Raw genomic sequence first — 18,437 nt, forward strand, 5'->3', positions numbered from 1 at the left:
CGCGGCGACGCACGCCACGCGCCACATGCCACATGCCACATGCGACACGCGACACGCGACACGCCGCACGCCGCACGCCGCACGCCACGCGCGCGAATCGACGAGGCGCGCCGAATTCCGTACGCGCCGCGCGCGAGATCGCTTCGGCCGTTCGTCGCACCGCGCGAAGAAGCCGGTGCCGACGGGCCAATTGCGAATGCGCGCGGCAACCCGTCGCGCGGTACGTCGACGAATCGAAGCGATGACAAAGGACGAAGGACGGCCGACGAATCGATCAGAACGGCCCACCCGCACTGAAATCCGCGATCGCGAATCGGCGTTCTTTTGCCATGCGAATTCGACCGAATCGATTGACGAATCATGATTTTTCAATGCGATTTCATTTGAATCATTAACAACTCGATACATAGAAAATTCGAAAGCAACGTTCACTCCCGCCCCAATCATGTGACGAATGGTTTAGCATGCACGGGTGCTGACGTACCACGCATTCGTGTGGAAGCGAGCGCGCAGCACGCGATGTAGCCGAAGTTCGAACGTTTCCGCCGAGGCGCGATGGGCTCGCGTCGCACTCGGCCGGCACGGCGCGCATCGACGCGCCGCGTCACATCCTCATCTCGCCCGGCTCGCGCCAGGCGGCCGCAGCGGCCGCAGCGGCATTTGCGCCGGCCCGGGCGGCTCCGGCTACGCGCGCGACGCGCGCACGGCAACCGCACGTTGCGGCGTGCGCACGCAATCCGCGCGCAATCCGCATTCGGCACGACACGGCGAGCATCCGGCCGTCTCGCATCGCGCGTCCCGATTCAAGCGTCATTCAGCCGTGCCTTTCGTCTGTCCGGCGACATCCGGTCACCGGACATATCGACACAATTTCCGTTGCCCACGAGCAAATGGAGGAGATATGAAGGCGTATTTCGATACGAGGAAAGTCTTCACCTGTTTAATTGCCTTTTTCATTGCCTTTCTGGCGAGCTGCTCCGATCACGACGACATTTCGCGAGGCGGCGATCCGTCCGCCCCGGCGCTCGCGTTCCGGCTCGACCGCGGCAACCAGATCAACGCGTTCTATCGACAGGACAAGATCGCCGCGCATCTGCTGATGCGCTCGTCGGCGAAGCCTCGCCTGCTCGTCGTGTTTCCGGCCGGCAACAGCGGCGCGGGCCTCTGGTTCGACGATACGTCGCAGCCCGTCAACTGGAGCCAGGACACGCCGATCGCGCCCGCCACCACGCAGGACGCGGCGGGCCGGACGCTGTACGGAATCGGCGTCGACGTGTCGGCCGACGCGAGCAGCCTGTCGATCAGGCAGGCGCTGCTGAGCTCCGTGCGCTTCCTGCGCGACTACAACGGCGGCGCGACCGTGCCGGCCGACATCGTCGCGCCGCCGACCGTGTCGGGCAACGTCGCGATGTGGCAGCGCGATCGCGTCGACGGCGCGCCGGGCTACGCGCTGCGCGTCACCGTGCTCGACGGCGGCTCGGTGGCGTCGGACGGCGCCGGCAAGCTCCTGCTGCAGTCGCCGTCGGGCGCGCCGACGCTGCGTCTGCACATCGACGCGTTCAGCGGCGAAACGCCGCTGCAACCGATCACGCATGCGAATCTGTTCACGTCGGCCGTCAACCCTGATCCGCTGAACCAGAACGTGTTCGAATTCCTGAGCTTCAGCGACAAGCTGCTCGCGGGCTCGTGGCAGTACGACACCTACTTCGGCCGCGACACGCTGATCTCGGTGCGCATGCTGATGCCCGTGCTGCAGCCGGACGTGATCGAGGCCGGGCTCGGCTCGGTGCTGAGCCGCCTGTCGCCGGACGGCAAGGTCGCGCACGAGGAAGGCATCGGCGAATTCGCGCTGATCGACAATCTGAGGCACGGCCGCCCGAACGATCCGACGCCGACCTACGACTACAAGATGATCGACGGCGACTACATGCTCGCGCCGATCATGGCGGACTGGCTGATCGAGGACCCGCGCGGCCAGGCGCGCGCCGCCGCGTATCTCGCGCAAACGGGCGGCGACGGCGTCACGAACGGCAGCCGCTTCGTGAGCAACCTGCTGCGCGTCGTGCAGACCGCGCAGCCGTTCGCGCAGCAAGCGCTCGCCGCGAACCTGATCCGGCTGCGCCCCGGCGAGATCGTCGGCAACTGGCGCGACAGCACCGACGGCCTCGCGGGCGGCGTCTACCCGTACGACGTGAACGTCGCGCTCGTGCCGGCCGCGCTGCGCGCGTGCGCCAATTTCCTCGCGCGCGGGCTGCTCGACCCGTATCTGAGCGGCGACCAGCGCGCCGTCCTCGCGAACGCGGGCGCGGCGGCGGCCGTCTGGGAGCGCGCCGCGCCGCCGTACTTCCAGATCGCCGTCACGCCGAGCGACGCGCGCGCGAAGCTCGCCGCGTACGCGCCGCAAGCGGGCGTGCCGGCGGGCACGGTGCCGGACGCCGCGCTGCAGTTCGATGCGATCGCGCTCGACGCGAACGGCAACCCGATCCCGATCATGCACTCGGACGGCGGCTTCGTGCTGCTGTTCGGCGATCCTGCGCCGCCGTTGCTCGCGCGCATCGTCAGCGACGTGATGCGGCCGTTCCCGGCCGGTCTCGTGACCGACGTCGGGATGCTGATCGCGAACCCCGCGTACGCGGACCCGACGCTCTGGCCGCGCTTCACGAGCTCCGCGTATCACGGCACGGTGATCTGGTCGTGGCAACAGGCGATGTGGGTCGCAGGCCTCGACCGTCAGCTCGCGCGCACCGATTTGCCGAGCGACGTGCGCACGCTGCTCGCGCAGGCGCGTCAGCAGATCTGGCAGGTGATCTCGAACGCAAAGGACATGCGCTCGACCGAAATGTGGTCGTGGTCGTACGCGAACGGGCAATACCAGGCGGAGGCGTTCGGCACGCGCAGCGCCGACGTCACCGAGGCGAACGCCGCGCAATTGTGGAGCACGACGTATCTGGCGATCCGGGACCCGAACTTGCGCGCGGGCAAGTACTGGTGGGACGCGCGCGCGGCCGGCGGCGCGACGCCGCAGCGCGGCCCGACGCAAGCCGCGGCGGCGAACCGCATGAGCGGCGCGGCATCCTGACCGCTCGAATCATCGATCGCGGGACGACGGTTCGATGCCGGCCGCGCGTCGAACGAGCGCGGCTCGCCGCGCCGGTTCGCGCGGCGCCGGCGCGGTGCCGATCGAAACGCCGGCCGGTACGGCGAGCGCGCGCGACGCAGGCCATCGCACGCCATCGCGCGCCATCGCGCGCTTAACGCCGCCACGCCACGCCTAGCCTGTCGCGCGCCTAGCGCCGAGCGCCATTGCAAAGCGCACGCCGCGCGCCCTTTCCGTCGACGACCGGACGCCCTCGCCGGCACCGCCGCGCGAGCGCGCGGCGCAAAAAGAGAAAAGCCGCGCGATCGCTCGCGCGGCAAAATCCGCCTGCATCCAAGGGCCACCTCCAGATGGCGGGCGGCGCACTAGCCTCGTCAGCCACTAGTGCCGAACCAACGAAACCCATCGAACGCCCGGGCGACGGAAACTTCGCCATCCCGACGTTGCGGCGGGCGCGCTCAGCGCGCCGCCTGATAACTCCCGAAGAACGCCGCGGCGTTGCGCGCGAGCGTATCCAGGTGATAACCGCCTTCCTGCACGATCAGCGTCGGCAAGCGCAACGCGCCGACGAGCGCGCCGAGCCGGCCGAAGCCCTCGGTCGTCACCGCGACCTTCGATTGCGGATCGTCCCGGTACACGTCGAAGCCGAGCGCGAACACGAGCGCGTCGGGCGCGAAGCGCTCGACGATCGCCTTCGCACGCTCGAGCTGCGCGAAGAACACCGATTCGGCCGATCCGTGCGGCATCGGCAGATTCACGTTGTAGCCCTCGCCGCGCCCCGCTCCGCGCTCTTCCTCGTAGCCCGTGACGGCCGGATAGAAGTTCGTCGGATCGCCGTGAATCGACACGTACAGCACGTCGTCGCGATCGTAGAACAGCGCCTGGATGCCCTGGCCGTGATGCATGTCGGTGTCGAGGATCGCGACCCGCGCGTAGCGCGCGCGCAGCGCCTGCGCGGCGATCGCCGCGTTGTTCAGATAACAGAAGCCGCCCGCCGCGTCGCGCCGCGCATGATGGCCGGGCGGACGGCAGAGCGCGTACGCGTCGCGCACGCCGCCGCAAAGAGCCGCCGCGCCCGCGAGCGCATCCTGCGCGGACCAGTACGCGGCCCGATACGTGTGCTCGCCGATCGGGCAGCTGCCGTCCGCGAGATAGCGCGCCGCCTGCGCGAGCACGCCGCGCAGCGGATTCGGCTCGCGCACGTAAATGTTCGACATCACCTCGGGCCCCCAATCCTCCGGAATGCGCCGCCATTCGCGATGCGCGTCGGCGAGAAAGCGCAGATACGGCGCGCTGTGCACGGCCGCGAGCGGCGCCGAGCCGAAGTCCGCGGGTGCGCGCACGTCGAAGCCGAGCGAGTTCGCCGCGTCGAGCAGCCGCGCGGCCCGTTCGGGCACTTCGTGCGGCGCGCGCATCTTGCCGCGCGACAGGTAGGTGAGCGGGCGGTGCTTCAACTGATCCGGATGAAAATAAGTCAGCATGCGAGGTCGGTTCCCGGATCGATCGTCAATGCAGTTGCGCCGCGATGTCGGCGCGCACGTGCGCCGGCCTCGCGGGTCGAGCCGTTTGCGCATGCACGCCGGCGCGCGCGAGCACCGCGTCGAGCAGCACGTTCCCGCCCGCCGCGACGTGCTCGGGCAGCGCGCGCTCGGCCGCGTTGTGCGACAGCCCGCCGACGCACGGAATGAACACCATCGCCGCCGGCACGCAGCGCGCGAGATGAATCGCGTCGTGTCCGGCGCCGCTCACGATCCGCTCGTGCGTGTAACCGCAGCGGCGCGCGGCCGCCTCGACGAGCGCGACGCACGCGGGGTCGAACGGCGTCGCGGGACTCGACCAATGCGAGCGGATGTCGACCGCCACGCCGCGGCGCGCGGCGATGTGCGCGCACGCGTCGCGCAGCTCGCGCTCGATCGCGTCGAGCGTCGCATCGTCAGGATGACGAAGATCGACGCTGAACGCGACGCGCTCCGCGATCGTGTTGCGCGACGCGTTCTCGATCACGCTCTGCCCGATCGTCGCGAGCGCATCCGGCGCGCGGCGCGCGGCGAGCGCTTCGAGCGCGAGCGCGATCTCGGCGCTCGCGAACAGCGCGCACTTCCGGTACGGCATCGGCGTCGTGCCCGCGTGCGCGGCGACGCCCGTCACGGTCGCGTCGAGCCAGCGGATCGCTTGCCCGCCCGTCACGACGCCGATCGCCGTGCCGTTTCGCTCCAGCACCGGCCCCTGCTCGATGTGCGCCTCGAAGTACGCATCCACGCGCTCGCGCATCGGCACGCGCGCCACTTCCGGATCGCACGGCGCATGCGGGCCGAGCGCCCACGCGGCCCGCAGCGGATCGCGGTAGCCGCACGCGTCGAGCGCGTCGGCGAGCGCGACGCCGTGCGCATCGCGCACCGCGAGCGCCGCGTCGAGCGACATCGCGCCCGCGAACACCGCCGAGCCGAGCATCGCCGGCGCGAAGCGCGCGCCCTCCTCGTTGGTCCACGACACGATCTCGATCGGCTTGTCGGTGACGATCCCGCGATCGTTCAGCGTGCGCACGAGCTCGAGCCCGGCGAGCACGCCGTACGCGCCGTCGAAGCGCCCGCCTTCGGGCTGCGTGTCGAGATGGCTGCCGACGAGCACGGCCGGATGCGCGTCATCCGCACCGGCGCGCCGCGCGAACAGATTGCCGATCGCATCGACGCGCACCGTCATTCCCGCGTCGCGGCACCATTGCGCGAAGCGCTCGCGGCCGCGCCGATCGGCGTCGGTCAGCGCGAGCCGGCGCACGCCGCCCCGCGCGGTGCCGCCGATCCGCGCGAGATCCATCAGACTGTTCCAGAGTCGCGTACCGTCGATTTCCCACACCGCAGCCTCCTCCCTTTCCGAATCAGCGCATGAGCACGGCGTCCGCGACGTCGGCCCGCTGCTGCCTGCGCGCGTCGAGCGCGATCACGCCGAACAGCGACAACGCCGCGAGGCACGTATAGAACACCGCGAGCGGCCACCACTGCCCGACGAAGCGATGCGCGAGCCAGGTGCCGGCGAGCGGCGTCAGCCCGCCCGCGATCGCGCCGCACATCTGGTACGAGATCGAGATCGCCGAGTAGCGCACGCGCGCCGGAAACGCGCCGCTCACGAAGCCCGCGATCACCGAATAGAAGCCGGCGAGGAACACGGTCGCGAGCGCGATGCCGATCACCATCGGCGCGAGGCGTCCCGTCTGCACGAGCGCGAACATCGGATACGGCGACGCCATCGCGAAAAGCGCGGCGAGCTTCAGAAAGCGCGCGTCGCCGAGCTTGCCGCCGAGCCACGCGGCGATCGGCTGCGACGCGAACTGGATGATCGCGACGATGAACAGGCAATCGAGAATCAGCGATTTCGTCACGCCGACGTGCTGCGTCGTGAACGCGATCATGAACGTGTTCGTGAAATACAGCCCGGCGATGCCGATCGTGTTCGCGCACAGGCAGAACGACAGCATCGCGGGCGACGAGCGCAGCACCTCGGCGATCGGCCGCGCAACGGTGCGCGCCATCGCCTTCTCGCGCACGAACTCCGGCGATTCGTCGACCTTCAGCCGCACGAACGCACCCACCGCGAGCAGCGCGATGCTCGCGAGAAACGGCAGGCGCCAGCCCCACGACATGAACGCGTCGTGCTCCATCGACGCGACCGCGCGAAACGCGACGAGCGACAGGATGAGCCCGGCCGGGCTGCCGAGCTGCGCGAACGACGCGAAGAACGTGCGCCGCCCGTGCGGCGCGTGCTCGCCCGCCATCAGCACCGCGCCGCCCCATTCGCCGCCGACCGCGACGCCCTGCACGATTCGCAGCAGCACGAGCAGCGCGGGCGCGAGCATGCCGACGCGCTCGTAGGTCGGCAGCAGCCCGACGCAGACGGTCGCCGCGCCCATCATCGCGAGCGTCGCCATCAGCGCCTTCTTGCGCCCGATCCGGTCGCCGAGGTGGCCGAAAAGCAGCCCGCCGAGCGGCCGCGCGAAGAAGCCGACCGCGAACGTCGCGAACGACGCCATCGTGCTCGTGAACGAGTCGCGCGACGGGAAGAACAGCTCGCCGAAGACCAGCGCGGCCGCGTTCGCGTAGATGTAGAAGTCGTACCACTCGATCATCGTGCCGACGAACGCGGCGCCGGCCGCGCGACGCGGCTGGCGCGCGGGCAGGCTCGGTGGGAAGCCCCGGTTCAATGCGATCTCCTCGCAGAAATGTACGCGTCGCCGAATCGCGCGGATTCGGCAAATGGGCGTTTTATCGCGCACCGGGATTAATCGGTCAAATTCTAAGTTATTATCTTAAGAATAAATTTCATTAATCCAGTTTTACGATGCAGAATCGTTTCTCTGGGGTAAAAATAAATGTCGAATATTCGAAGCCATGTTTCCCGCGTCCTGATGGACCGCCTCGACTGGAATCTGCTGCGAACCTATCTGGCGATCATGCAGGAGCGCAGCATCAGCCGCGCGGCCGCACGGCTGCACCTGACGCAGCCGGCCGTGAGCCAGGCGCTCAAGCGGCTCGAGGATTCGCTCGGCCGCACGCTGATCCAGCGGCGCGGCGCGCAGTTCCTGCCGACCCGCGCCGGAGAAGAGGTCTACCGGATCGCCACCGACATCTACGGCCACATGTCGCGGCTCGACAACGAGCTCGACGACCGCGGCGGCGAGCTGACCGGCTCGGTGCGCCTGCTGTGCGTGAGCCGCGTCGAATCGCCCGTCTACGACGAATTTCTCGCCGAATTCCGCCGCGCTTATCCGCGCGTCGATCTGCATATCGAAGTCATGCGCTCAGCGGATATTCTTTCTTCTTTATTGCAAAAAACCGCGACTTGCGGACTCGCATTATGCCGAACGCCGGTCGATAAAATAGAATTACGCAGTTTTTTGCGCCAACGCTATGCAATGTTTTGCGGACGTCACCACCAGTTATTTGGCCGGCAGACCTTGAAAATCGAGGATCTGCTCTCCGAGAATTTCGTTTCGTTCACCAGTGACCAGATCGGCGACGCGCTCGCGCCGCTCACCGTGTTTCGCGACCAGCGCGGCTTCACCGGGCGCATCGTCGCGACGTCGGCGAGCCTCGACGAAATCCGCCGCCTCGTGTTCGCCGGCTACGGCATCGGCTGCCTGCCCGAGCACATCGTGCGCGACGACATCGCACGCCAGCGGCTCTGGCGCCTGCCGCCCGAAGAAGGCCTGCTCGACGTCGAGATCTTCCTGATGTGGAACCGCGAGCGCCGGATGAACGCGGCCGAGAAAGTGTTCATCGACGCGTTTCAGCGCTACGTGCAGCGGTATCCGATGGCGGAACGGCTGGGGATGCTGCATTGAGCGGCGCGACGGATCGCGCTCGGGTTCGGCCGGCCGCGCGAGGCTCGGAACGCGCCGGGGCGGGAACGTCGCGCGCCAGATGATGCAAGAGCGGCGGCGCATTGCGTTGCATCGCACGCGATCGGGCGATGCAACCGCGCGATGTTCGCCGAACGAGCGCCGATCGAACGAGAACGATCCGGCAAATTCGCGTTTCGCGGCGCAGGCGCACGCCGGCCGGCTGGCCGGCGCACGATCCGTTTCCACCGCCCGTTGCAACGCGATGAACGTCCGCGGAGGGTCCGCCGAGGTTCCGCCGATGGCCGGTTCGTTCGAGGCGGGCCCGCTGCGCGATGCGCAGATGAACGCGTCCGCGCCCACGCATCGGCGCGAAGCCAAGGCGGCGCACGCTCGAAGCGGCGCACGCTCGAAGCGGCGCACGCCGTCGGCATTCGCCGAACGGCGGCCGCTCGCCGCGCGTCAGGCCATTTTCATCGCAGCGTTGAAACTGAAATCGCGCCCGCCGGCTGTGACGCGCCCGCCGTGCGCCGCATCATCGCAGCCGGAGCCGACCGAACGCGCCCGGATGCGCCGCGACGACCGCTGACAACGACGGTCAACGACGGCGGCGCCCCCCGCGCCGCCCGCCGCCCCGAACATCGCGGCGCGCGCATTCGCTGCGCGCGGCGGCCGGCGCTCCCTTTCACTTTTCGCCGATTCGAACCGCCATGAAAGCCATCGCCTTCTACCAGAACCTCCCGATCGACGCCGCCGATTCGCTCGTCGACATCGAGCTGCCCGCCCCGCAGCCGGGCCCGCGCGACCTGCTCGTCGAAGTCCGCGCGGTGTCGGTCAATCCCGTCGACGTCAAGGTGCGCGCCGGCCGGCCGCCCGAAGCCGGCCAGCCGACCGTGCTCGGCTGGGACGCGGCGGGCGTCGTGCTGGCCGTCGGCAGCGCGGCGTCGCTGTTCAAGCCGGGCGACCGCGTGTGGTACGCGGGCTCGCTGACGCGCCCGGGCACCAACAGCGAGCTGCACGTCGTCGACGAGCGGATCGTCGGCAGGATGCCGGGCTCGCTCGACTTCGCGCACGCGGCCGCGCTGCCGCTCACCGCGATCACCGCGTGGGAGCTGCTGTTCGACCGCCTGCAGATCCCCGAGGGCCCCGCCGCGGCCGGCAAGCGGCTGCTCGTCGTCGGCGCGGCGGGCGGCGTCGGCTCGATCCTCGTGCAGCTCGCGCGCCGCCTGACGGGCGTCACCGTGATCGGCACCGCGTCGCGCGACGAGACGGCCGCGTGGGCCCGCGAGCTCGGCGCGCATCACGTGATCGACCATTCGAAGCCGCTCGCCGCCGAGCTCGAGCGAATCGGCATCGGCCGGGTGGACTACGTCGCGAGCCTGAACCAGACCGATCGTCACTTCGATCAGATCGTCGACGCGCTCGAGCCGCAAGGCAAGCTCGCGCTGATCGACGATCCGGCGCTGCTCGATTTCCGCAAGCTGAAGGCGAAGAGCGCGTCGCTGCACTGGGAGTTCATGTTCACGCGCTCGATGTTCGGCACGAGCGACCAGCTCGAGCAGCACGCGCTGCTCGATCGCGTCGCGGCGCTCGTCGACGCGGGCACGCTGCGCACGACGTTCAGCGAACACTTCGGCGCGATCAATGCGGCGAACCTGAAGCGCGCGCACGCGTTCATCGAAAGCCATCGCGCGCGCGGCAAGATCGTGCTCGAAGGCTTCTGATCCGCCGGGCGGCGCGGCCGGCCCGCCGCGCCGCCGCCTTTTTCTCCGGAGATCGCCTTGACCCGAACTTCCCCGGTCGTCACGCTCGCGACGATCGATTTGTCCTTTCATCACGCGGCGGCGGGCATCGTGATCGCGGCGCTCGCGCGTCACGGCGTGCGCGTCGACGAAATCAGGCGGCCGCACGAAGGCGCGTTCGAGCTGCTGCGCGACGGCACGGCCGACATGCTGTGCGCCGCGTGGCTGCCCGGCAGCCACGGCGCGTATTTCGACGCGATCGCCGACGCGTTCGAGCCCTTGTCCGCGATGTACGCGCCGTACGCGCTGTGGGGCGTGCCCGACTACGTGCCGGCCGACGCGGTGTCGAGCGTCGCGGACCTGACGCGCACCGACGTCGTCGAGCGGATGACGCCGCTCATCCAGGGCATCGGCCCGGGCGCGGGCATCTCGCGCTTCTCGCGCGAGATCTTCGCCACGTACGATCTCGACGCGCACGGCTATCGCTTCGCGAACGGCACACTCGAACAGTGCGTCGACGCGTTCGAAGAGGCGGCGGCAAGACGCGCGTGGGTCGTCGTGCCGCTGTGGCGGCCGCAATACCTGCACTGGCGTCACGCGATACGCGAACTGCGCGAGCCGCGCGGGCTGCTGCGCGGCGCCGACGCGGCGACGCTCGTGCTGCGCAAATCGGCGCGCGAGCGGCTGCCCGCCGCCGCCGTCGACGCGCTGCGGCAGCTGCGCCCGGGCAACGCCGGGCTCACGCGGCTCGATCATCTGATTTCGCGCGACGGGCTCAGCCCGCGCGAAGCGGGCGAGCGGTATCTGCGCGAGCTTGCGGCACGTGTGTCGGGTGGGGCCGTGTCGCGTTGATCGGACTGAGCGTGCTGTTCGTGCTGTTCGTGCTGTTCGTGCTGTTCGTGCTGTTCGTGCTGTTCGTGCTGTTCGTGCTGTTCGTGCTGTGCGGGCTGTTCGGGCTGTTCGGGCTGTGCGGGCTGTGCGGGCTGTGCGGGCTGCGCGGGCTGTTCAGGCCGTTCGCGCTATTCGCGCCGTTCTCGCCGTTCGGGCCGTTCGATGCTGTTCGGCACCGCCCCGCTTCGCCCGGCATCGACCTGCTCCGGCCGATGCGGACAGGCGCGCCAATCGCTGCTCCATGCCAATCAGCGCCGCACGGCGCGATCTCGCTGCGCGCCACGCGACGCCGCGCTAAGCAAGGTACGCAGCGATCCGCGCCCGCAGAAAGTCGCGCAGCGCGGCGAGCGTCGGCGACAGCGCGAGCCGGTGCGTATAGACGAGATTGAGCGGCGTCGGCTCGGTCGTCCACGCGTCGAGCGCGGGCTCGAGACGCCCCGCGCGCAGATCGTCGAGCACGTCGAGGCGCGACTTGTACGCAATCCCGTACCCGCCGACCGCCCAGCGACGCACGAGCTCGCCGTCGTCGGCAGCCCGGCTGCCCGTCACCTTGACCGTGTGCGCGGCGTCGCCCGAATGGAACGTCCATTGGTCGTGCGTGCGCTCGCTCAGCGCGAAGCGCAGGCAGTTGTGGCCGCGCAGATCGTCCGGCGTCGCCGGCTTGCCGTGCCGCGCGAAATAAGCGGGCGATGCGCACAGCACGCGCCGGTTGTCGGGCGCGAGCGGTGCCGCGATCAGCGACGAATCGTCGGGAACGCCGTAGCGCAGCACCGCGTCGACCGGCTGACGGAACAGGTTGACGATCCGGTCGCCGATCCGCACGTGCAGCGACACGGCCGGATACAGCGCGAGAAACTCGTCGAGCCAGCCGGACAGCACGTTGCGGCCGAAATCGGACGGCATCGACAGCGTCAGGTCGCCGCCCACTTCCTGACGGCCGCGCGCGAGCGCGTCCTTGCCGGCGCGCAGTTCGGCGAGCGCGTTGCGCGCGTACGCGAGATAGCGCTCGCCGTCCGGCGTGAGGCGCAGGCTGCGCGTCGTGCGCGCGAGCAGGCGCACGTCGAGCTCGCTTTCGAGCCGCTTGACCGCCGCGCTGGCGACGGCCGGCGCGACGTCGAGAAGCCGCGCGGCGGCGGACAAGCTGCCGTTGTCGGCGGCGAGCACGAATACGGCGAGGTCGTCGAGTCGGATCATCGGGTGAGGCGCGTCGGGGCGAGCGACGCGCGCAAAGGCGCGCAACGGGCTGCAAGGGTACTGCGAACGCGTGCGGCGGTCGAGCGGCGGCTTGCGCGCGCCGTTCAGCCGGCCGCCAGCTCGACCGCCGCGAGCGCGTGCAGCGCGGTCGTGTCGAACACCGGCAGCGCCGAATCGGCGGGCTTGATCAGCAGCGTGATTTCCGTGCAGCCGAGGATCACGGCTTCGGCGCCCGCCGCCTGCAACGCGTCGATGATCCGCCGGTAGGCGGCGCGCGATTCGTGGCGCGCGACGCCGTGACAGAGCTCGTCGTAGATCACGTCGTGGACGACGGACGGCCCGCTCTCGCTCGCCCGGCACGATCACGTCGATGCCGTGAAGCGACGTCATCCGCTCGCGATAGAAATCCTGCTCCATCGTGAAGCGCGTGCCGATCAGCCCGGCGACGCGCGCGAGCCCGTCGGCGCGGCGGCCGACGATCGCCACGCGTGCCCGCTGCCGCGCGAAACGCCGCGCGGTCGCGACACCGATCCCCGCGCCGCCGCCGCTCGCCACGACGGCCTGATCCATGCGCATGCCCCGATGCGGCCGTGACGGCCGCGCCGGTCCGCGCCCGCTACCACTCGGCGGGCGACCAACCGAGCGCGCGCGCCGGATGCGGCCATTGCACCGGCGCGCCTTCGACCTCGGACGGCGCCCGTACGCGCTGCGCCGGCCCCCAACTCGTCTCCTCGACCCAATCGGCCAGATCGCCCGCCGTCTCGCGCGCGATCGCCGGCCTGTCGGCTTCCTGCAAGCCACCCGATGCGAGCAGCACTGCCGTTCGCGCGAGCGACGCGCGCGTCCTCGTTCCGGCGCCTGTCGCCAACCGTCGCGCGAGACCGCGAATCGCGGCCGTCGCGAGCAGATAGCCGGCGCCGTGATCGAGCGCCTGCACGGGCAGCGGCACCGGCCGCTCGGCACCGGCCTCGCGCATGCCCGTCGCGACGATGCCCGCGCTCGTCTGCACCAGGCTGTCGAAGCCGCGGCGGCCGCGCCACGGCCCGCTCCAGCCATAGGCGTCGAGCGATACGTCGACGAGGCCCGGATTGATCCGCCGCCGTTCGTCTGCATCGAAGCCGAGCCGGTCGAGCGCATCGGGCCGGTAGCCGTGGACCATCACGTCGGCCTCGCCGATCAGGCGGCGCAGCAGCGCGCGCCCGTCGCCCGATTTCAGATCGGCGCGGGCGCAGCGCTTGCCGAGCACGACTTCGGGCACCGTGTTCGGCTCGTCCCAGCCGATCGGATCGATGCGCAGCACCTGCGCGCCGAAGCCCGCGAGAAAGCGCGTCGCGACGGGGCCCGCCAGAATGCGTGTGAGATCGAGCACGCGCACGCCCCGCAGCGGCCGCTCGGCGGACGGCGACCACGCGGGCCGCTTGCCTTCGACCGCGACGCCGTCGTGAATCAGCAGCGGCTCCGCACGCACTGCAAGCCCCTGCGGATGTCGCGCCCATTCGTCCTGCGTGCGCATCGCGGCCGCGCATCCGCCCTGCTCGACGACGGCCGACTCGAGCGCGTCGCTGCGCCACTGCCCGGCCGCGTGCGCGACCGCCGCCTTGTCGGGCGGCGCGCCGAGCACCGCGAGCGCGGCGGCGCGATGGTGCGGCGCGTTCGTGTGCAGCCTGATCCAGCCGTCGGCCGTGCGATAGTCGCCCGCGATCGCATCCCACGGCGGCGGCATGTCCCAGCCGCGCGGCCGCAGCGACGCGCCGAACCACAGCGACGCACGGCGGCGATCCACGCGCACGCCGGGCAGCTTGCCGGTCGCGCGATGCACGAGTTCGGCGACCGCGACGCTCGCCGCGCCGATCGCGGCCGATGCGAAATCGGTGACCGGAAACGCCGACGGCAGCACGCCCGTGCCGCTGAAATTCAACGCATGCAGGGCGGCGAGATCGCCGTTCGCGGCCCGCCAGATTTCGTGCAAATACGCGGCGGTGCGCGCACGGCCGGATTGTTCGGATTGCGACGACGAAGAGAGATCGGACATTGACTTCCCCGATTTGAAGAGATCACGGCAAGATTATTGCCGGCGAATATCGAGTGTCAACGTTGATTCCGGGAATCAAGTTATTTTTTAATTCGTCCGCATCTTCTTTTAAAACGAATCCGGATGTGCGGCCGTCGGGCGATCGAGCGTCCCTATTCGGGCCCGCGGGCTCCGGGCGCGGGATTCCCGCTTCCGGGCCGATGCGGCGAAAGCGGCGACGCCCGCCGCCGCTCCCAGGCGGGCACGCGAATCGCGCCGCATCGATCATGGCAATGCGTCATGCGTCTTCCGTGGCGCGATATTGAAATGCACATCGAATTCCGATTCGCCTAATCGATTTCCATTTTTTCGGCGATCTGAACTTCGATGTCGACTCCCCGAATCAGGACGACGAACGCGCGGCGCTCCGCTATACGTTGACTTTATATCCGCATTACTCGTCCGCTTTGCTCGTTCGCTTGAACCGGCGCGCGCGTCGCGACCCTTTCGGCGCACCCCGTGCGCGCATCGTTTCGTCTTCGACGATGAGCGCCCGTTGCGGCGAACCGGCGACGGGTCCGCCGCCGCACTCCGCGCGCGTCGCGCCGCCGCCGTCAGCGCGACGCCTGCGTCGCCTTCCTCAGCTTCGCGACGTCGGCCGGGCGCACCGCGGGCGCGCCGTTGTTCCAGCCGGCGCGCATGAACGTCAGCACGTCGGCGATCTGCCGGTCGGTCAGCACGTGCGCGAACTTCGGCATCGGATAGGCGGCCGGCAGCCCGTCGATCACGAGATCGTCGGTGCCGTTCAGCGTGACGTTGATCAGCGACGCCGCGTTCGACTCGAGCACGTTCGGATTGCCGGCGAGCGGCGCGAGCAGCGGCGCGAACGCGTGGCCGTCGACGCCGTGGCAGTGCATGCAGTACGCGGCGTACACCTTCGCGCCCGCATCGTCGGCCGGCCGCGCGAGCAGCGCCTGCGTCGCGGCCGCGTCGTGGCGATAAGGCGGCGCGCCCGTGCCGCCCGCCGCCGGCAGCGATTTCAGATAGCGCGCGATCGCGGCCAGATCCGCTTCGCTCAGCGCCTGCGTGCTGTGATTGATCACGCTCGTCATCGAGCCGAACGCGCTCGCATGCCGGTTCGCGCCCGTCTTCAGGAACTGCGCGAGGTCCGCTTCGGTCCATCGGCCGAGCCCGACGTTGTGCTCGCCCGTCAGGTTCGACGCGAACCAGTTGTCGATCAGCGCGCCGGACAGATACGCCGGCCCGCTCTCGTCGAGCGCCTTCTCCTGGAAGCCGACGCCGCGCGGCGTGTGGCACGAGCCGCAGTGGCCGAGCCCCTGCACGAGGTACGCGCCGCGATTCCACGTCGCGTCCTTGCCCGGCTTGTCGCGATACGCGCCCGTGTCGAGAAACACCGCGTTCCAGATCTTCAGCGGCCAGCGCATGCCGAGCGGCCACGGAATGTCCGGCGCGCGATTCGCCTGCTTCACCGGTTCGACGCCATGCATGAAATACGCGTAGAGCGCCTTCACGTCGCCGTCGGCGAGCTTCGCGTACGACGGATAAGGCATCGCCGGATACAGGTTGTGGCCGTCCTTCGCGACGCCCTCGCGCAACGCGCGCGCGAAGTCCGTCTCGCTGTAGCCGCCGATCCCCGTTTCCGGGTCCGGCGTGATGTTGGTCGCATAGATCGCGCCCATCGGCGTTTCCATCGGCAGGCCGCCCGCGAACGGCTTGCCGCGCGCGGCCGTATGGCACGCGATGCAGTCGCCCGCCTTCGCGAGGTACGCGCCGCGCGCGACAAGCGCGTCGTCGGGCGAGGCGGCGCGCGCGCCCGTGCTCACCGCGAGCGCCGCGAGCATCGCGCCGAGCGCCTGCGCGGCGCGCTTGAACTTGTTTCCAGTACGAATCATCGGAGTCCTCGGCGTTCAGGCGGTTTTCAGCTGGCTGCCGACCGGCAGCTTGCGCAGGCGCTTGCCCGTCGCCGCATGGATCGCGTTCGTGAGCGCGGCGCCGAGCGCCGCCGTGCCCGGCTCGCCGATCCCGCCCGGCGCTTCGCCGCTCTTCACGATGTGCACGTCAATTTGCGGCGTCTGATCGATCCGCAGCATCCGGTAGTCGGTGAAGTTGCCCTGCTCGACGCGGCCGTCCTCGATCGTGATCTCGCCGTACAGCGCGCCCGTGATCCCGAAGATGATGCCGCCCTGCACCTGCGCCTCGATCGTGTCCGGATTCACCACCATCCCGCAGTCGACCGCGCACACGATGCGCTTCACGCTCACCTCGCCGTCGTCGACGGATACGTCCGCGACCATCGAGAAGAAGCTGCCGAACGCATGCATCACCGATACGCCGCGCCCCTGCCCCTTCGGCAGCGACGCGCCCCAGCCCGCCGCCTTCGCGGCGACGTCGAGCACGTTGCGCGCGCGCGGCGACTTGCCGAGCAGCGCGCGGCGGTAGGCAACGGGATCGGTCTTCGTCTGCGCGGCGAGCTCGTCGATGAAGCTCTCGACGACGAACGTGCCGCGCGTCGGCCCGACGCCGCGCCAGAACGCGGTCGGCACGTGGCGCGGCTCCTGGCGCACGTAGTCGACGAGCTGGTTCGGCAGGTCGTACGGCAATTCGGCGGCGACCTCGACCGCGTCCGGATCGACGCCGTCCTTGACCGCGGGCGGCGCGAAGCGCGCGAGAATCGACGAGCCGACGATCCGGTGCCGCCACGCGACCGGCTTGCCGTTCGCGTCGAGCCCCGCCGAAATGCGGTCGTAGTAGTAGGGCCGGTACATGTCGTGACGGATGTCCTCCTCGCGAGTCCAGACCACCTTCACCGGCGCGCTCACCTGCTTCGCGATCTTGACCGCCTGCCGCACCATGTCGGTCTCGAGCCGCCGGCCGAAGCCGCCGCCCAACAGATGGTTGTGCAGCACGATCTTGTCGGCCGGCAGGCCGGTCACGCTCGCGGCCGCGTCGACCGCGCGCGTCGGCACCTGCGTGCCCGTCCAGAGCTCGCAGCCGTCCGGGCGCACGTGCACCGTGCAGTTCACGGGCTCCATCGTCGCGTGCGCGAGGAACGGCTGCTCGTAGACCGCGTCGACGCGCGTCTTCGCGTTCGAAAACGCATGCTCGACGTCGCCGTCCTTGCGCGCGACCGCGCCCTTGCCGCTGTCGGCCGCGCGCGCGAGATCGGCGACGATGTCGCGCATCGACACGCGCGCGCCCGCGCCTTCGTTCCATTGAACCTGCAGCGCCGACGCGCCGCGCTTCGCGGCCCACGTGTGATCGCCGACGACCGCGACCGCGTCGTCCGCGACGACCACCTGCCGCACGCCCGGCACCTGCTTCGCGGCGCGATCGTCGACGTGCGCGACCTTGCCGCCGAACACCGGGCTGTTGACGATCACCGCGTACAGCATGCCCGGCACGCGCACGTCGAGCCCGAACTGCGCGGTGCCGTCGATTTTCTCCGGCGAATCGAGCCGCTTGACGGGCTTGCCGATCAGCTTGAAGTCCTCGGGCTGCTTCAGCGCGACGTCCTTCGGCACGGGCAGCTTCGCGGCCGCGTCGGCGAGCTGCCCGTACGACGCGCGCCGCCCGCTGGCCGGATGCAGCACTTCGCCGCCTTGCGCGCGGCACGACGCCGGATCGACCTTCCACTGCCGCGCCGCCGCCGCGACGAGCAGCGTGCGCGCGGCCGCGCCCGCGCGGCGCATCGGCTCCCACGCATAGCGGATCGACGTCGAGCCGCCCGTCAGCTGGCCGCCGAGCAGCGGATCGAGAAACAGCTTCGCGTTCGGCGGCGCGTGGTCGAGCGTCACGCTCGCGAGCGGCACCTCGAGCTCCTCGGCGATCAGCATCGGAATCGACGTGTAGACGCCCTGGCCCATCTCGACCTTCGGCATCACGAGCGTGACCGTGCCCGTGCGGTCGATCTGCACGAACGCGTTCGGCGCGAACACGCCGTTTCGGGGCGTCTCGATCGCGTCGCCGCCGATCACCGAGCGGCGGGCGTCGCCGCCCGCGGCGGGCACGCTGAAGCCGAGCAGCAGGCCGCCGCCCGCCGCCGCGCCGAGCGTCATCCCGTATTTCAGGAAATCGCGCCGCGACACGCCCGCGCCGCGCGCCGCCTCGGCCGCGTGCGCCCTGCCTGCTTCGATCAGTCCGCGCGACATG

The 18,437-nt window shown here is 70.0% G+C and carries 12 protein-coding genes and 1 pseudogene; 5 read left to right on the forward strand and 8 right to left on the reverse strand.

Annotated elements, in window-relative coordinates; all coding sequences use genetic code 11:
- Positions 1-901: 901 nt before the first annotated feature.
- Entirely contained in the window at positions 902-3,079 is a 2,178-nt protein-coding gene (locus tag X946_RS12455) for a hypothetical protein (protein ID WP_038747863.1), read from the forward strand.
- Between the two features lie 476 nt (positions 3,080-3,555).
- Here X946_RS12455 and X946_RS12460 read toward each other — a convergent pair whose 3' ends face one another.
- From X946_RS12460 to X946_RS12470, 3 genes are read right to left on the reverse strand one after another with little or no spacing between them, the layout of a single operon-like run.
- Positions 3,556-4,578, reverse strand: coding sequence for a histone deacetylase family protein (locus tag X946_RS12460; protein WP_038747866.1), 1,023 nt, complete (start codon positions 4,576-4,578; stop codon positions 3,556-3,558).
- Between the two features lie 25 nt (positions 4,579-4,603).
- On the reverse strand, positions 4,604-5,950 hold the full coding sequence (locus tag X946_RS12465; RefSeq protein ID WP_038747869.1) for a Zn-dependent hydrolase: 1,347 nt from the start codon (positions 5,948-5,950) through the stop codon (positions 4,604-4,606).
- A 22-nt stretch (positions 5,951-5,972) separates the two neighbouring features.
- Entirely contained in the window at positions 5,973-7,292 is a 1,320-nt protein-coding gene (locus X946_RS12470) for an MFS transporter (RefSeq protein ID WP_038747872.1), read from the reverse strand.
- A 168-nt stretch (positions 7,293-7,460) separates the two neighbouring features.
- On the opposite strand from X946_RS12470, the gene X946_RS12475 reads away from it, so the two are divergent.
- The 4 genes from X946_RS12475 (at position 7,461) to X946_RS12490 (ending at position 11,023) form a co-directional block, all read left to right on the forward strand.
- Complete coding sequence (locus tag X946_RS12475) at positions 7,461-8,432, forward strand: LysR family transcriptional regulator (RefSeq protein ID WP_186448656.1); 972 nt, start codon at positions 7,461-7,463, stop codon at positions 8,430-8,432.
- Between the two features lie 82 nt (positions 8,433-8,514).
- Positions 8,515-9,018 carry a hypothetical protein gene (locus X946_RS12480; protein ID WP_152611700.1) on the forward strand — a complete coding sequence of 168 codons (504 nt, stop codon included), beginning with the start codon at positions 8,515-8,517 and terminating at the stop codon, positions 9,016-9,018.
- 121 nt (positions 9,019-9,139) lie between these two features.
- Positions 9,140-10,153 carry a zinc-binding alcohol dehydrogenase family protein gene (locus tag X946_RS12485; RefSeq protein WP_038747877.1) on the forward strand — a complete coding sequence of 338 codons (1,014 nt, stop codon included), beginning with the start codon at positions 9,140-9,142 and terminating at the stop codon, positions 10,151-10,153.
- A gap of 57 nt (positions 10,154-10,210) precedes the next feature.
- On the forward strand, positions 10,211-11,023 hold the full coding sequence (locus tag X946_RS12490) for a glycine betaine ABC transporter substrate-binding protein (protein WP_038747880.1): 813 nt from the start codon (positions 10,211-10,213) through the stop codon (positions 11,021-11,023).
- A 333-nt stretch (positions 11,024-11,356) separates the two neighbouring features.
- On the opposite strand, the gene X946_RS12500 is transcribed toward X946_RS12490, so the two are convergent.
- The 5 genes and pseudogenes from X946_RS12500 to X946_RS12525 form a co-directional block, all read right to left on the reverse strand.
- A complete protein-coding gene (locus tag X946_RS12500; RefSeq protein ID WP_038747884.1) occupies positions 11,357-12,256 on the reverse strand; it encodes a LysR family transcriptional regulator in 900 nt (299 codons plus the stop codon).
- A gap of 104 nt (positions 12,257-12,360) precedes the next feature.
- Positions 12,361-12,724 (reverse strand): annotated as a pseudogene (locus tag X946_RS12505) (aspartate/glutamate racemase family protein); the annotation flags it as partial.
- 148 nt (positions 12,725-12,872) lie between these two features.
- Positions 12,873-14,288 carry a CoA transferase gene (locus X946_RS12510; RefSeq protein ID WP_038747886.1) on the reverse strand — a complete coding sequence of 472 codons (1,416 nt, stop codon included), beginning with the start codon at positions 14,286-14,288 and terminating at the stop codon, positions 12,873-12,875.
- Positions 14,289-14,881: 593 nt separating this feature from the next.
- The gene (locus tag X946_RS12520) at positions 14,882-16,180 is read right to left on the reverse strand and encodes a c-type cytochrome (protein WP_052145074.1); all 1,299 of its coding nucleotides are present in this window, start codon (positions 16,178-16,180) and stop codon (positions 14,882-14,884) included.
- Between the two features lie 15 nt (positions 16,181-16,195).
- Positions 16,196-18,436, reverse strand: coding sequence for a xanthine dehydrogenase family protein molybdopterin-binding subunit (locus tag X946_RS12525; protein ID WP_038747891.1), 2,241 nt, complete (start codon positions 18,434-18,436; stop codon positions 16,196-16,198).
- Between the last annotated feature and the right edge of the window lies 1 nt (position 18,437).

It is taken from the genome of Burkholderia sp. ABCPW 111 (assembly GCF_000773065.1).
GTDB lineage: Bacteria > Pseudomonadota > Gammaproteobacteria > Burkholderiales > Burkholderiaceae > Burkholderia > Burkholderia savannae.